Below are 16955 nucleotides of genomic sequence, written 5' to 3' on the forward strand. Positions count from 1 at the left end.
TTGATATAATATGACATACTATGATATAATATTTTATCTTTTTGCTTTAATCACTATTGTATCTGCTGTTATTGTTGTAACAACAAAAAACATAGTTTATTCAGCTTATAGTCTTTTACTTACACTGTTTGGAATTTCGGGTATTTATGTTTTGCTTGGAGCAGATTTTCTTGCTGTAGTTCAAATTATGATCTATGTGGGCGGCATTCTTATACTTTTACTTTTTGGTGTTATGCTTACTAATAAAATAACAAGTGTGGATATTAGAACTGGAACAGTACATTTATTACCAGCTGCAATTGGTGTGGGATTATTGCTGGGTGTACTCTGGGCAATTATGGTATGGACTAACTGGAAAACCGAACCAAATGAAATCCCTATTACAACAACAAGAACTCTGGGTAATCTTTTAATTACAGACTATGTTTTAATTTTTGAATTACTTGCTGTTTTATTACTCGTAGCTTTAATTGGTGCAGCTTCTATTGCAAGAAGAGAAGAAGAAGAAAATATTGAATAACATAAATTATAGTAAAAAATAATGGAAGTAGGTTTAAATCATTTTCTAATTATAAGTGCAATTTTATTCTCACTGGGAATTTATGGAATTATTACAAGAAAAAATGCTGTAATGGTTTTAATGGGAATTGAATTAATACTTAACTCGGCTAATATAAATTTTGTAGCTTTTGCCAGATATGGAAATTTTGGATTAAGTGGACAAGTAATTGCACTTTTTGTAATAATACTCGCTGCTGCCGAAGCAGCTATTGCTCTTGCAATTGTCTTAAACATCTATAAAACTTTTGCAAATGTTAATGTTGATGAAATCGATAAACTAAAAGAATAGGATTATGACAGAACATTTACTTGTAAACTTATCTATTCTAACACTTTTTTTGCCTGTAATTGGTTTTGCAATTTTAATTTTCTTTGGGAAAAGATTTCCTAAATTATATTTGCTCGAAGTAGGAATTTTATTTACTGCTCTATTCATTTCAATATTTATTCTCTTTTCAAAACTAAATTATTTCCCGAATGACATTGTTGCTTCGATAATATGGTTTTCGTTAAGCAATGCACCTTCAGCAGGAAGTATTAATGTAGAACTGGGCTTTAAGATTGATAACATTACTGCTATAATGCTTTTTGTTGTAAATCTAATCAGTGCACTTGTTCATCTCTATTCAATTGAATATATGCGTGGTGATAAAAGATATACGAGATACTTTGCTTATCTGGGATTATTTACTTTCTCGATGCTTGGAATAGTTCTTACACACAATTTATTGATGATGTATATTTTCTGGGAACTGGTTGGTTTATCTTCATATTTATTAATTGGATTCTGGTTCGAAAAAAAATCTGCAGCAGATGCATCTAAAAAAGCATTCATAGTTAATCGTGTTGGCGATATAGGAATGTTCTTAGGTATTTTAATTTTATTTACTAATTATAAAACATTTACTTTCGATACAATTTTTCAACAAATATCTGCGGGCAATTTACCATTTGGAAGCGAAGCATGGTTAACAGCAGCTGGCATCCTGGTTTTTATGGGTGCAGTTGGTAAGTCTGCTCAATTTCCATTACATGTGTGGCTTCCAGATGCAATGGAAGGTCCAACTCCAGTTAGTGCATTAATACATGCTGCAACTATGGTTGCTGCAGGTGTTTATTTAGTAACAAGAATTTTTGTAATGCTTACCGCAGATGCTATGCTCGTAATAGCAATCATTGGTGCATTCACTTCGTTTGTAGCTGCAACTATTGCAATCACTCAAAACGATATTAAAAAAGTTTTAGCTTATTCTACTGTCTCTCAATTAGGCTATATGATAATGTCACTCGGTGTAGGTGCATATGTATTTGCTTTCTTTCATTTAGTTACACATGCATTTTTCAAAGCATGTTTGTTTTTAGGCTCTGGTTCTGTTATTCATTCAATGCATCATGAACAGGATATTAGAAATATGGGTGGACTCAGAAAGAAAATGCCAGTAACTTATATTACATTTCTAATTTCTACACTGGCAATTTCTGGAATTCCATTGACTTCTGGATTTTTAAGTAAAGATGGAATACTTGCTGGAACTCTGGTATTTGGTAAATTAACCGGACACTGGTTAATTCCAATCTTTGGATTTACAGTAGCAGCTTTAACTGCATTTTACATGTTCCGTCTTGTCATTCTAACATTTCATGGCGAGCCACGTGATCATCATAAATTTGAACACGCTCACGAATCACCTTTTGTGATGATAGCTCCTTTAATTGTACTGGCAACTTTATCAATTTTTATTTTCTACACACCAAATCCACTATCACCTGATGCTGGTTGGTTTATGAAGTGGGTTAAAACTCCCGCACAGGTAACACCTGAACACACAAGATTCAATTTTCTTGTACCATCTGAAAATATTGAAAATATTCATGGCGAAATTATTCATTCACCATTGTATACAGAAACTTTACACTGGGCTCACTATCCTGCTATGTTGATGTCTCTTACAGTTGCTGGATTAGGGATTTTACTTGCCTTCATATTTTATCAATGGAAGAAAATTAATGTTGATAAATTAACAGAAAAAATAAAACCAGTTTATAATTTCTCTCTTAATAAATGGTATATCGATGAACTTTATGATGCTACAGCAGTTGGACAAACATTAAACTTCAGTAAAATATTAGCATGGTTCGACAATAATATAATTGATGGCATTGTAAATGGTTCTGCATGGTTAACAAGATCGTTTTCATATTTGAGTGGATTATTTGATACTTATGTAGTTGATGGACTAGTAAACTTCACTGCATTTGTCAATGGATTTATTGGTTTTTCTTTCAAGAAATTACAAACAGGCAAAGTTCAAACTTATGTTGTTTTTGTTGTATTCTCGGTTATCATTTTATTATTAATCTTTAAACCATTTTAGAAAATTTAGAGATATAAACTCTTTGTTAAAAAATTAAAAACAGGTTGCAGATATGATTGGTTTTCCGATACTTTCTTTAATTACTTTTCTCCCAATTCTGGGGATGATAATTGTATTGCTATTACCAAAAGAACAAAAAAATGCAATTAGATATACTACACTTGTAATTACAGCTATACAGGTAATATTAGCTATTATATTATTAAGTAATTACAACTATTCTGCTGCTGGTGTTTACGAAGAAAAATCTTTTCAGTTCATAGAAAAATTTAGATGGATTTATATTACAGGATTATCATGGTTAGGTAATGTTAAAATTGATTACTTCCTTGGTATTGATGGAATAAGTATGCCGATGGTATTACTTACAGCAATTATTTCTTTTATTGCAACAATTTCTTCATGGAATATTGAAAAATCAGTTAAAGGTTATTTTGCATTATTCTTATTACTCGATACTGGAATGATGGGAGTATTCGTTGCACTTGATTTCTTTTTATTCTATGTATTCTGGGAATTAATGTTACTTCCAATGTATTTCTTAATTGGAATATGGGGCGGTCCAAGAAAAGAATATGCAGCAATTAAGTTCTTTATTTATACATTATTTGGAAGCGTATTTATTCTTCTTGTTATGATTGGTCTTTATTTCAGTGCAACAGAAACTTTAGCAGATGGCACAAAAGTATTTACGTTTAATATGCTTCAATTAATGAATCCAGGTAATTATTCGCAGACTGGAATTTTATCGCCATTTAATCCAAACAATTTAAGATTTATTGCATACATTGCATTATTCGTAGGTTTTGCTATTAAAATTCCAATGTTCCCTTTCCATACATGGTTACCTGATGCACACGTAGAAGCTCCAACACCAATTTCTGTTATTCTTGCAGGTGTATTATTAAAAATGGGAACTTACGGAATTCTTAGAATCAGTTATCCAATCTTTCCAGAAATTACAAAACAATTAATGTGGTGGATTGCATTATTTGGAATGATAAATATTATTTATGGTGCACTTGTAGCTTTAGCTCAAAAAGATTTTAAGAAGTTAATTGCTTATTCTTCTGTATCTCACATGGGTTATGTATTACTTGGGATGGCATCTCTTTCAACAACAGGTGTTACAGGTGCAATCTTTCAAATGTTTAATCATGGTACAATTACAGCAATGCTCTTCTTGATAGTAGGTGTAATTTATGATAGAGCTCATACAAGAGGATTATATGATTTTGGTGGACTTGCATCTCAAATGCCAGTTTATACTGGATTTGTAACAGTTGCATTTTTTGCTGCCATTGGATTACCAAGTTTAAGTGGTTTTATTTCAGAAGCACTTGTTTTTGTTGGTTCATTTGGTGTTGTTAATATTAGAATTCTGGCTATTATTTCTACACTCGGCATTCTACTGGGTGCTGGATATATGTTATGGACTTTGCAAAGAATTTTCTTTGGACCGCTAAATGAAAAATGGGCTTCTCTTAAAGATCTTGAATTCAGAGAATATGCTATGTTTGCTCCACTTTCTGCAATTATTATTTTCCTTGGAGTTTATCCTTCTGCAATGTTAAATATTATGAATACATCTGTAAATACACTCGTTAACTTTTTATTTAACGGTTATAAATTATAATCAAAAATGGATTTGAAGTTTTAATGGAACAGACAAATTTATTCAATTCACTAAATTTAATTACTCCAGAAATTGTTTTAACAATTTCTCTTGTCATATTGATAATATCAGATTTAATTTTTCATAAAAATAAAACTATCATTCCATATTTAGCTGGTGCTGGAATTTTAATAACAGGATTATTTTTAGTAATTCAGTTTTATGAAAATGGTTTTGCTTTCATTCATTCTAATAATCCATTAAGAAATTATGGAATGGTAGCAATAGATTCATTTGGTTCTTTCTTTAAGTTAATTGTAATAATTTCTTCACTATTAATAGTTTTCTTTTCAGTTGTTTCAGAAGAAATTAAAAGTGTTACAAATCGTCTTGGTGAATATTATGCTTTGATATTTGGAATGATACTCGGTATGTTCTTTATGATTTCTTCTGTTGATTTAATTCTTATTTACCTATCAATGGAATTACTTTCACTTTCATCTTACATTCTTGCTGGATTTTTGAAATTAAGAGAAAGAAATAGTGAAGCATCACTCAAATATTTAATTTATGGTGCTGTATCGTCTGGATTAATGTTATTTGGTATATCATTAATTTATGGTTTAACAGGAAGTACAAATCTTTACATTATAAATACTCTTATTCAAGCTCCGAACATAAATTTGTTCACATTTTCTTTTGCAATAATTTTAATATTTGCTGGAATAGGATATAAAATTTCTTCTGCCCCATTCCATTTCTGGACTCCAGATGTTTATGAAGGAGCTCCCATTACAATAACAGCATATTTATCTGTTGCAAGTAAAGCTGCAGGTTTTGCATTACTTATCAGATTTATTAAAACTACATTTGTCTCATTTGTTAATACAAATGGTACATGGAATTTAGTAAATGCTTTTGACTGGCAACCAATTTTAGTTGTAATATCAATTTTAACAATGACATTGGGAAATTTTTCTGCTCTATGGCAAAATAATTTAAAAAGGATGCTTGCATATTCAAGCATTGCTCATGCAGGTTATATTTTACTTGGTCTTGTTGTTCTTTCTAATCAAGGATTAACTGCTATATTGATATATTTTGTTTTTTATTTAATAATGAATCTCGGTGCATTTTATACTGTAATGTTAATTGCAAATAAAACTGGTTCAGAAGAAATTGATGATTATAATGGTCTGGGATATACATCTCCACTTCTTGCTGTTTCATTATCCATATTTTTAATTTCATTAACAGGCATACCACCAACAGCTGGATTTATTGGTAAATTATATTTATTCATAGCACTTGTAGATGCTAAAATGATTGTCGTTGCTGTGATAGCATTATTAAATACAGTAGTATCACTTTATTATTATGTACGTGTATTAAGACACATGTATTTAATTAAAGCAACAGAAAGCACACCTACAATTATTCCATCGACTGGAAATAAAATATTAATTTCATTATTGGTCTTTGCTATAATATTCTTTGGAATTTATTTTACACCAGTTGTTAATTTAGCAAAGAGTTGTCTATTAATACTTGGAATGTAAATTAATTAACTATAGGATTGCTTAATAAAAGCAAGTAATCTATAAACTTATCATTTCTATTAAAAAATCTTCAAATCAATAAAGAATATTGAGAACAAATAAAAAATTCTTAATTATTTATTAAAGAGCTCGATTTAAATCTTTTGTTCATTTTCCTTGAGATTAAATGAAATTATCAATGCAGAAAATAAACTTAACAGTAATAAAATTATTCCTTTGATATAATCAAGAAATATCAAATTACCAATACCAAATAAAAATGAATAAACAAGTAAAATTCCCATCAGCCAGTTAACAAATAATTTTCGGAAAGGAACATTTCTATCATTATTTGAGAATTTTTTCCAGCCAATTCCACCTGGCTTTATTAGTTTATAAAATTCAACAAGTCTATTTTCATTAACTGGTTTAGTCAAATAAGTAACTAACAACCATACTATAGTTGTTCCAATGACTATTGGATACAATGTTATAGGTGGTTCTAAATGTAATAAATAAACTGAAATTGGATAAATAATAACTGGAGCAATCATAGCAGAAATTTCTGACCAGGCATTAATTCTCCACCAGTACCAGCGAAGAATTAAAACACCACCTAATCCTGCACTTGTATTTAATATAAACATCCAGGCACCAGAAATTGTTGTAAGAAAGTATTTTGTTATCAGGAGAGAAAATACTGTCATAACAATAATTCCAATTCTTGAAATAAGGACATAATGTTTTTCTTCAGCATTTCTATTTATAAATCTTCGATAAAAATCATTTATGATATAAGATGTTCCCCAATTTAATTGAGAAGCTACTGTTGACATATAAGCAGCTAAAAAAACTGCGATTAATAAACCAAGCAATCCATTTGGTAAATATCTAACCATCAACTTAGGATACATAACACCCGGGTCAACAGTATTTTCATATTTATCGTAAAACTGTTTGAATTCATTTGAATGAATCAAAGGATCATCGGATGATAGTAATTTTTTATTCTGAAAAACTTCTTCACATTTATTAAACAAGAAAGGATTTTCATTTTTTAATGTTTCTAAATTTTGTGAGTGTGGTAAAATTATTAATGCAGCAAGAGCAACAAGAATCCAGGGCCAGGGTCTTATAGTGTAATGAGCAATTGTAAACCATAAAGTTGCAAATAGACTGTGTTTTTCATTTTTTGCAGACATCATTCTTTGAGCAATATATCCTCCACCTCCCGGATCGGCACCGGGGTACCAGCTTGACCACCATTGTAAACCTATATAAGCTAAAAAAGCCCATAAAGAAATTGTAAGAATATTTGTTCCAGTATTTGTAATATTGTTCATTTCAACTTTGGGAATAAAAGAAATAATTTCACTGGAAAGTTTGCTTTTTAATCCACTCAAACCATTTACTTCTGGTAATCTTATTACAACAACTGCAAGTATAATACAACCAATCATAGCAAATATAAATTGAAAACTATCTGTTCTTGATGTACCAAGTAATCCAGAAGCAGAAGTATAAATAGCTATAATTAAAGCACACAATATAACTAATGTAAAAGCATCGAACTCAGGAAATACAACACTAAAGATTTTTTCCATAGCTTTATTAACCCAGCCCAGTACAATTGCATTCATAAATAAACCGAGATATAATGCTCTGAAACCTCGTAAAAAAGAAGCTGCTTTACCAGAATATCGTAATTCAATAAATTCTAAATCTGTCATTATTCCTGCACGCCGCCAGAGCTTTGCAAAGAAAAACACAGTTAACATACTACCGATTGCCATATTCCACCATAACCAGTTACCAGATATTCCATTTTTAGCTACAAGCTCGGTTACAGCCAGTGGAGTATCGGCTGCAAAGGTTGTTGCAACCATAGCAGTTCCTGCAATATACCATGGAAGATTTCTGTTTGATAAAAAGAAATCTGTTGTGGAACGACCAGCTTTTTTTGAATAGTAAAATGCGATTAAAAATACTACAATGAAATACAAAACAATGATGAGTATATCAATAAAATTTAGGTGAGACATCTGATACTCCCAAGAAGATTAAGAAAGATCTTAAAAAATTAGCAGTGTATTTTATTGTTTAACTACTCCTACCTTAAAGAAATTTTCGAGAATTAAAGCAGCTGCACCAACAGCAACTGAATATTGATGATAATTATCGACAATGATTTCTAATGTATCATTTGTTATTGGTATAACTCTCATTTCTATTTCTTTACGTATAGATTCTATAAGAACATCTTCGAGTTCAGAAATTACACCAGTAAGAATAAGTGCATCAGGGTTGAGAAGAGCAACTGCAGGCGCAATTGTTTGGCCAATTATACTTCCAATTTTAGAAAATATGAGTCTTGCAATCTTATCTCCATTCTTTGCTGCATAAAGAAGAAAATCAACATTAATATCATCAATTGAAGTGAGATAATTTCTTAAGTATTCTCCTTCAGAAAATCTGCTTTTATATGTAGTTAAGAATTCTCTTAATGTTGGTAGATGTGGATAAAGTTCTCCTGCACAAAATGATGAACCACGATATAATTCACCGTTAATTACAATACCAATACCAAGTCCACTAACATTTTGATCAATTTCAATCAATATTACAAGATAATTCTTTTTAGATTTTTCACCACCTTTCAATTTATATCCTATTGCTACTGCATTTGCATTATTCTCAATCAGTACTGGGAATGGTAATTGTTTTAATTTTTCTAATAGATTAAAATTAAGTTCTGGTAAAATGCTTGACATTAAAACCACTCCATTATAACAATCAACTATACCTGCAAAAGCAATACCCAATCCAAGAATTTTTTGTTGTTCTAAATTATTTTCACTAATAATTTCATTAACGGCATTTATAATATTAGTTGCTAATTCATCAACAGTGTTACCTGTATGTCTCTTAATAGTTTTTTTAGAGATTACTTCACCTTTAAAATTCAATACTACTAAAGACATTTCACCTACTTCGATATCGAGACCAATTACATAAGCAGCATCTTTATTTAAAGTCCATAGATAAGGCTTTTTACCACCTTTTACAGTAGAATCTCCTTTACCATAAAATGTTACAAATGATTTTGAAGATAAGCTATTAAGAATATTGAATATTGTCGAGGGTCGCATCCCTGTAATTTTTGTAAGTTCAGAACTGGCAATAATATCGTGTTCCTGTATTAGTTTTAAAACCAATTGTTCGTTTATATCTTTTACAATTCTGGCATGAAGTGAAAGTAATTTTTTGCTTTTCATTCTTATACCTGATAAAATTTATTTAATAGTAATTTCATCGATAAATAACCAGGCTTTCTTGCCTGAACCGATGTGCCAATCTGGACAAACTCCAATATTTTTTGCAAAGACACGAATAAATCGAGTAGTAACTTTTTCTAATTTTGTTTCAATATTTTTTATTCCATCAATTTTATTTCCAACACCAACTTCAACATCAAAAATCTTTGAATAGCTTTTCCCATCATTTGAAATATAATATTCTACACTCGTTGGATAAAAAATCCATGAACCTATTTTTTGTAGATAGGATGAACTTATATAACTAATTTCTGTAGTTTTTCCTAAATCGATAATAACATCTAAATCGTCCCCCTCATAACCCTGCCATGCATCTGAATTAAAATTTTCTGTACCTTTAATACCATCAATTAATCCCCAGAAACCTCCACCAGTATAAGAATTACTATATTTTGTGTTGTATTTAATTGACCAGTTTTCTGGAATTTTATAAAACAGGCTTTTTACTGGCTTACTAAATTTTTGATTTTTATAACAAACAAAATTAATTGAAGAATTATCTTTGACTGAAACAGGCTGTGTATATTTTACACCATATTTTAATGGATCTTTATCATTAAAAGAATAATAAATATCACAATCTTCAATTGATGATAGTTTTACTATAGTAGAATCCTTGAAGACTTTTTCTCCTGTTACAAGGTATGGAACTGGCACGAACTCCAGATTTACAAACGATTCGGGAGAATATTGTTTTTCTGAAGCCCACTTTGAAGGAAGAGAATTCATCTCGAAAATGATATTTCCTCCTTTTACTAAATCTTTATGATTTATATATGAATATGAATAATCATTATTATTTAAGTGCACTTTGCTAATATAATAATTTTTATCGGATAAATTTTTTGCAATTATTGTAAAGAATTTATTGTCATCAACTTTTATAGTAACTTTATCAAAGCTTGGTGTACCAATAATATATTTATTATCTCCTGGACAGACAGGATAAAATCCAATTGAACTAAAAATATACCATGCAGACATCTGACCACAATCTTCGTTACCAATTAGGCCATCAGGTTTATCTGTATAAAACTTATTAAGAATTTCATTGACCAGCTTTTGAGTTTTCCATGGTTTTGCAACATAATTATAAAGATAAGCAATGTGATGACTTGGTTCATTTCCATGTGCATATTGACCGATTAATCCAGTAATATCAGGTTGATACTTTCCATATAATTTATTTTCTGCAGAAAAAAGTTCATCTAATTTTTGTTCAAAACTTTTGTCTCCGTTCATCAATTTAATTAAACCATTTATATCATGTGGAACAAAAAAGCAATATTGCCAGGCATTTGCTTCTGTATAATCTCTGCTTACCTGATAAGGATCAAAAGGTTCAACCCATTTACCATTTTTCTTTGGTCTAAAGAATTTAGTTGATGGATCAAATAAATTCATAAAATACTTTGAGCGTTCAATGTAATATTTATAATCTTTTTCATATCCAAGAGCTTTAGCTACTTGAGCTATACACCAATCATCATAAGCATATTCAAGTGTTTTTGAAACACTCTCGTGTTCTAAATCGGAAGGAATGTAGCCCATTTCTCTGTATGAATCCAGTCCATTAATATTTTGCATTGAACTCTTTTTCATCGCTTTGTAAGCTTTATTAATATCAAAATTTCTAATTCCTTTCATATAAGCATCGGCAATAACCGGAATTGAATGATAGCCAATCATTGTTCCAGTTTCGTTAGAGGCTAATTCCCACACAGGTAAAAGACCACTCTCATCATATTTTGCCAGTAGCGATTTAATCATATCTGCATCCCGTTTTTTATCAACAATTGTTAACAAAGGATGCAATGCTCTAAAAGTATCCCACAAAGAAAAAACTGTATACATATTAAAATTTTTTGCTTTATGTATTTTACCATCCATCCCGATATATCTACCATCAACATCGGATAAAATATTTGGACTTAAGAAGGCATGATACAGTGCAGTATAAAAAATTGTCTTTTTTCTTGCATCCTTATCTTCAACTAAAATTGAAGACAATTGTTTATTCCATTCATCATCAGCATTTTTTCTTATTGATTCAAAATTCCAGTGTGGTATTTCTTTAAATAAATTTTTCTTTGCACCATCAAGACTTGTATGAGAAATTCCAACTTTAACCAAAATTGATTCATTATTTTTAGTTTCATATTCAAAAAAAGCTTTTACAGAATTACCGATTGTTTTTAATAAGTTCTTATAGATTTTATTATCATTAATCAATCCATATGATTTAAAAGGTTTTGAAAATTGAGCATAAAAATAGACTGTGTGTTCTTTAGCCCAGCCTGATGATTTTCTGTATCCCTGTATTGTATTATTATTAATAATTTCGATTTTCGATTCTACAGTTTTATCCTGTATACCATGAATCAGATCTACAAGAATGTAAGATTTGTTTGATTCAGGGAAAATATATTTATGAAATCCAGCTCGTAAAGTAGTTGTTAATTCAACTTTGATTTTGTAATCGTCAAGAAATACTGAATAATATCCAGGTTTAGCAATTTCATTTTCGTGTTTAAATCTTGAACGATAACCTGAATCCGGATCTTCTTTTTTACCAGGTTCTATTTTTAATTCACCAGTAATAGGCATAAACAAAATATCGCCATAATCACCGCATCCTGTACCACTTAGATGTGTATGAGAAAAGCCAATAATTGAATTATCAGAATAATGATATCCTGAACACCAATCCCAACCTTCTGTATCGGTATCTGGACTTAATTGTACCATACCAAATGGTAACGAAGCACCCGGGAATGTATGTCCATGAGCATCAGTCCCAATAAAAGGATTAACATAATCAGTCAATCTTTGTTGACCATAATTATTAAAAGTTATAATCGATATAAAAATTAGAATAAATTTTATTCTATTCATTTCAATTCCTGAAATTATTTATGAATTCTCCTTTTTCTAAACTCCAATCGTTTCCAAAATATCCAGTAAACTTAACCCCAGCTTCGTCAGAAACTGTTATTTCATCATCATATATTACAACATCAGGTAAACTAACATAAGGATGATGGTAAGGAGAAAAATTTGATAATTTCATTCCTGAGTAACCCGTACCAGATATTACTGCAACACTTGCTATTTCACTGTCTTTTCTTGGTCTTATCATTAAACATGCAATATTTTTTCCTTTATATTCTTTTTTACCAATAATAATTTTTCCATTAAGAACCTGTATTGGTGATTCATCAAGTAAAAGTTTCCATGCAGAATTAGTATTTTTATTTCCAAAGAGAACTACATTTCTATCTTTAAATTTTGCTGGATCAAAATCATCATCTTTTATAACTTCTATAGATGCATTCCCTTGATACCAGAGTTTTTCTGCATCGTATCTTGCTTTTTCAAAAGCCCACTTATTTTCTTCATTATTGCCGTGAGTACCATAAACAAAAACTACATCATTATTTAATACTTCTCTAATATTTCCCAATCTTTGTGGATACTTATTAATTTTTGATGGTTTATCACAAAGTAACCATTTACCATCTTGATTTTTCAAATAAATCTTCTTTGAATCAGGAACTTTAATATTTGCAATTAACTGGTTATCTAATTCAATAGAAAATTTTTCACCATCTGGCAGCATTGATAAATCTAAAGCAAGAAGTTCAATATTGGAAGTAGAGCCAGCAAATTTCTTTTTACCGTATTCTAATCTGATATCGATCTTAGATTCTTCCTGTTGTATTTTCTGATTAATTATTTCCACCCAGTTATTTTTATATGATATAGCAGGATTATTTGTAATAAAACTTATCGATTTAATTTTATCTTTTCCTGGTATAGAATGCCGTGCAAAGAAATCAAACATTGGAAGCCAATCAACACAATCAGCCCCATCTTCATCTGAATTATCCCACCAGTGGCCTGCACCTTTTTCAATATGAAATTCATAATCTTTATGAAATTTAGAGAGTACATCAACCATAGATTGAGCTTGCTGAATTGGAACATTATCATCTGCATCGCCATGAATTACATAAATTCCATTTTGTTTCAGGTTTGTTGCAAACTTGTAAGTATCGCTTTGTCTTGCAGATCTCAATAACATTTCTTTAACTTTAGTTGTATCTATCATACTTCTAATTCGATACGACCAGATACTAATCCAGCCAGCACTTGGACCAATAGCAGCAAATTTATCTGGATAATTCACAGCAAGATGCCATGTTCCATGTCCACCCATTGAATGACCAGTTAAATAAATTCTATTTTCATCAATATTAAATTTTTTTATAGCAAGTTCTAATACTTCGAGTGCGTCTATTCGTCCCCAATTTTCCCAATTAAATCCATAAGGTCTTCGGTTAGTTGGAGCAACAATATAACCCCAATTTTTATGACCATAAGAATGTGCTTGATTAATAGCTTCAACACCAGCACCATGTAAACTTAAAAATAAAGCTGGTTTACTCTGTAAATTTTGTGGTGGATTTACACCATAATATTGAACACTATTATCAAGCTTACTAATGAAGGTTTCTTTGTGAGTTTCGTTTGGTTCAACAACTTTTAATTTTGTTTTTATTGAAGTTAATATTTTTTCTTCATTCTTCTCTTTTTGAATAAGTTCTATATTTAAATCAATTTCACCTTTTTTAGTTTGTGCTGGTAAAATTATTTTAAATGGAGCTTTATAAATTGATAGTGGATTAAGATTTTCTACCTGTGTATAGACTGGTGTATTATTAGATGAATAAACTTTAAAAAACAAATTCTGGTAATATTTTTCAGAAGAATTAATTATTGATACAGCTCCATAAGTTTCAACTTTCTGATTAATTATAATATCTGGAAGTGTAAAATCAAATTCATTCAAGATTAATTCAGGAACTTCAAAATGTAATTTTGCTTTTAAAACACCTCGATTACATTCAAAAACAAATTGATTATTCCCTTTATTTAGAAGAACAGGAATTAATGAATAATCAAATCTTGGTTCCCATGATTCATAAGTGTCTTTGTAACGATAAGGATTTCCTGAATAAGGAGATCCATTCACATAAACCATTTCATTTCCCATTGCTTCAAGAAGAACAATTTGCCTTTTATTTGAATTATATTCGATATAAACATAAGCATTTCTTAAAGAATCACTTTTAAACCAACCTGAATTATCAGCTTTAATCACTTCCCATTTTTTTAATAGACCTTTATCGAACTGAACTAAATTTCCTTCCTGTGGAGTTTTCCATTTATCCAGTTCGATAGATGATACAATTGGATTTGGAGCCAGAATATTATTTCTTACAGAAGCAGGAAGTTTTATTACAAGTCCCTCTTTAAGAACTAAAGTATCTTTTTGTTGACTTAATGAATTAATAAAGAATAATAATAAAATAATATTGATAAAAATTAGTTTGACTCTCATTTTTACCTCATAATTATTAATCGTTATAATTTTTTCTTACAGTTCCATTATCAAGATGATCTCTTACCATATTTTTAAGTCTATTCATCATATCTTTAAAATCTTTTAATCCACCTACTAAAAACCAAATAATAATTATAAATGATACTATAAGGTTAGATATAACATAGAATCTCCAGAATGCCATCCATGAAGAGTCAGGAACATCATTTGTTAGATTAATAATAGTGCCAATTATAAAAATAGCTACCCAGATAAAAGTCCATACATAAGAGATCACATAAATAATTTTATCCCCTTTTGTAAATTCTTTTCCAATACCCAGAATTCTCCATCCTTTGAGAGGTACCTCATTAACAATTACAGTTTCTTCTTTAATTGCATATTGACCTCTATGCAACATTTTATCCATATTAAATTCACTTTTTTTACCGAGTAAAGAGACTAAAACATATACAAGAGAAGACAAACCCATTGCAATTCCCCAAAAGTATTGACCATTGATCGGGAAATCAGGATAAATTTGTTGAAGTATTATTCCAGTAACAGCTGTAATAGAGCCCACAATTAAAGCAGACCATGCTGCAGCAGTTGTTCCTCTTTTCCAGTATAAACCCCCAATAATTACAGCACCAGAACCACCAACGAAAATAGCTGCTGTTATTGCAAAATATAAAAAGATATAATCTGTCATAGGGAAAACCAAGCTAAATATAAAAATGAATATGCAAACACCCAGAATAGCATATCTCAATAGTTTCAAGTGTTGTTCAGGTGTAAAAGATTTATTTCTAAAAGGCATTAAAACATCCTGAATAAAAATACTGCCCCATGAATGCATGTAAGAACTATGAGTCCCAATAGTAGCCATTATCATTACAGCAAGCAAAGCACCCCTTAAATAAACTGGTAAAACTTTAGAGAGAACCAAAGGAATCCTTAATTGATTTTTAACAGCTTCATTATTAATTGTAGAAAGTGTTTGATTTACATTATTAGTAACATTTTGAAAATCAACATGATGAAGAATTGTAAAAGCTACTACAGGTATAAAGACAAGAAATAACCATTTAGGAATATCTCGCAAGTTGCTTAATACTTCACCCATTTTAGCTTCGTGAGCACTTTTTGCAGAAGAATAAAATCCTTGAGAACCCTGCCAGGACATCTTTGCATAAATTACTCCAGCTACATTTATTAAAAAATACCAGAAATTAAAATCTGGGACTTCACTCGTTTTGTATGGATTTATTAAAGATGCATTTTCGGGCACCGAAGTTACAGCTTGATATATTTGGTCCCAGTTTACAAGTAGAAGACTGAATACAATAATTGCAATAAAAGTAAGATTTGATAGAACACCCTGAATAAATTCAGTTATAATTATTGATATCTGACCACCAGCAAAAACGAAATAAAGTGAAATTGACAGGAAGCCAATCATTACGAGTGGATATGTAGAAATTTCAAAACCGGCAATATTTAATGATAAAGGAAGACCACAATAATAAATAATAAATCTGGCACTAACAGAAGGAAATATTCCAAAATTTAGGAGACCGGAAATAAAAGCTAAAATACCGGCAAATATTCTAAATTTTCTGCTATAACGCATTTCAAGAAATTGAGCTACAGTTAAAGCACGAGTCTGGCGAAATCGATAGATTATCCAGCCAGTAACAGTAATTATCAATAAAACAACAGCCATTGAAAATTCCCACCATCTAAGACAAAAACCAGCGACATAATTCATTTCCCATTGACCCACTATAGTAATAGCCCCAATAGCAGCCATCCCCTGTGAAACAGTAATCATATACCTTCCAGCAGAGCGTCCAGCAGATAAAAAATCAGCAACACTTAGAAGATATTTTTTACCAATATAAACTCCATAAAATAAAACACTTAAAAAGAGTAGAACGATTAATACTTCAAGAAATGTGATCCCCATTATTAACCTTCTAATTTAATTGGTCAATTAGATTTAATTTCAAAATTAGTTGAAATCAAATAGAAATTAAAATTTCAATCACTACTCAAAATACTTTAATTAATTAATCGATGTTTTTATTTTAATAAAAAATACTATAATTTTATTATGACTATACTAATTAATTAATAACAAAT

General features: G+C 30.1%; 10 protein-coding genes. 5 read left to right on the forward strand and 5 right to left on the reverse strand.

What is annotated here, in order from left to right:
* The first annotated feature begins 10 nt into the window (after positions 1-10).
* From VJY38_RS00940 to VJY38_RS00960, 5 genes are read left to right on the forward strand one after another with little or no spacing between them, the layout of a single operon-like run.
* Positions 11-520, forward strand: a complete 510-nt coding sequence (locus VJY38_RS00940) for an NADH-quinone oxidoreductase subunit J family protein (RefSeq protein WP_353678793.1) — start codon at positions 11-13, stop codon at positions 518-520.
* Between the two features lie 21 nt (positions 521-541).
* The gene (gene nuoK, locus VJY38_RS00945; RefSeq protein WP_353678794.1) at positions 542-850 is read left to right on the forward strand and encodes an NADH-quinone oxidoreductase subunit NuoK; all 309 of its coding nucleotides are present in this window, start codon (positions 542-544) and stop codon (positions 848-850) included.
* A gap of 4 nt (positions 851-854) precedes the next feature.
* The gene (gene nuoL / locus VJY38_RS00950) at positions 855-2936 is read left to right on the forward strand and encodes an NADH-quinone oxidoreductase subunit L (RefSeq protein ID WP_353678795.1); all 2082 of its coding nucleotides are present in this window, start codon (positions 855-857) and stop codon (positions 2934-2936) included.
* A gap of 52 nt (positions 2937-2988) precedes the next feature.
* Positions 2989-4572, forward strand: coding sequence for a complex I subunit 4 family protein (locus tag VJY38_RS00955; protein WP_353678796.1), 1584 nt, complete (start codon positions 2989-2991; stop codon positions 4570-4572).
* A gap of 23 nt (positions 4573-4595) precedes the next feature.
* Complete coding sequence (locus VJY38_RS00960; protein ID WP_353678797.1) at positions 4596-6110, forward strand: NADH-quinone oxidoreductase subunit N; 1515 nt, start codon at positions 4596-4598, stop codon at positions 6108-6110.
* A 134-nt stretch (positions 6111-6244) separates the two neighbouring features.
* On the opposite strand, the gene VJY38_RS00965 is transcribed toward VJY38_RS00960, so the two are convergent.
* From VJY38_RS00965 to VJY38_RS00985, 5 genes are read right to left on the reverse strand one after another with little or no spacing between them, the layout of a single operon-like run.
* Positions 6245-8131 (reverse strand): sodium:solute symporter family protein, encoded by a 1887-nt coding sequence (locus VJY38_RS00965; protein ID WP_353678798.1) that lies wholly within the window; start codon positions 8129-8131, stop codon positions 6245-6247.
* A 51-nt stretch (positions 8132-8182) separates the two neighbouring features.
* Positions 8183-9364 (reverse strand): ROK family protein, encoded by a 1182-nt coding sequence (locus VJY38_RS00970; RefSeq protein ID WP_353678799.1) that lies wholly within the window; start codon positions 9362-9364, stop codon positions 8183-8185.
* 18 nt (positions 9365-9382) lie between these two features.
* Positions 9383-12319: a GH92 family glycosyl hydrolase gene (locus VJY38_RS00975; protein WP_353678800.1), complete on the reverse strand. Its 2937-nt coding sequence runs from the start codon at positions 12317-12319 to the stop codon at positions 9383-9385.
* A gap of 1 nt (position 12320) precedes the next feature.
* Positions 12321-14828: a carboxylesterase family protein gene (locus tag VJY38_RS00980; RefSeq protein WP_353678801.1), complete on the reverse strand. Its 2508-nt coding sequence runs from the start codon at positions 14826-14828 to the stop codon at positions 12321-12323.
* Between the two features lie 16 nt (positions 14829-14844).
* Positions 14845-16779, reverse strand: coding sequence for a sodium:solute symporter family protein (locus VJY38_RS00985; RefSeq protein WP_353678802.1), 1935 nt, complete (start codon positions 16777-16779; stop codon positions 14845-14847).
* Positions 16780-16955 lie beyond the last annotated feature (176 nt).

It is taken from the genome of Rosettibacter firmus, from assembly GCF_036860695.1.
Classification (GTDB): domain Bacteria; phylum Bacteroidota; class Ignavibacteria; order Ignavibacteriales; family Melioribacteraceae; genus Rosettibacter; species Rosettibacter firmus.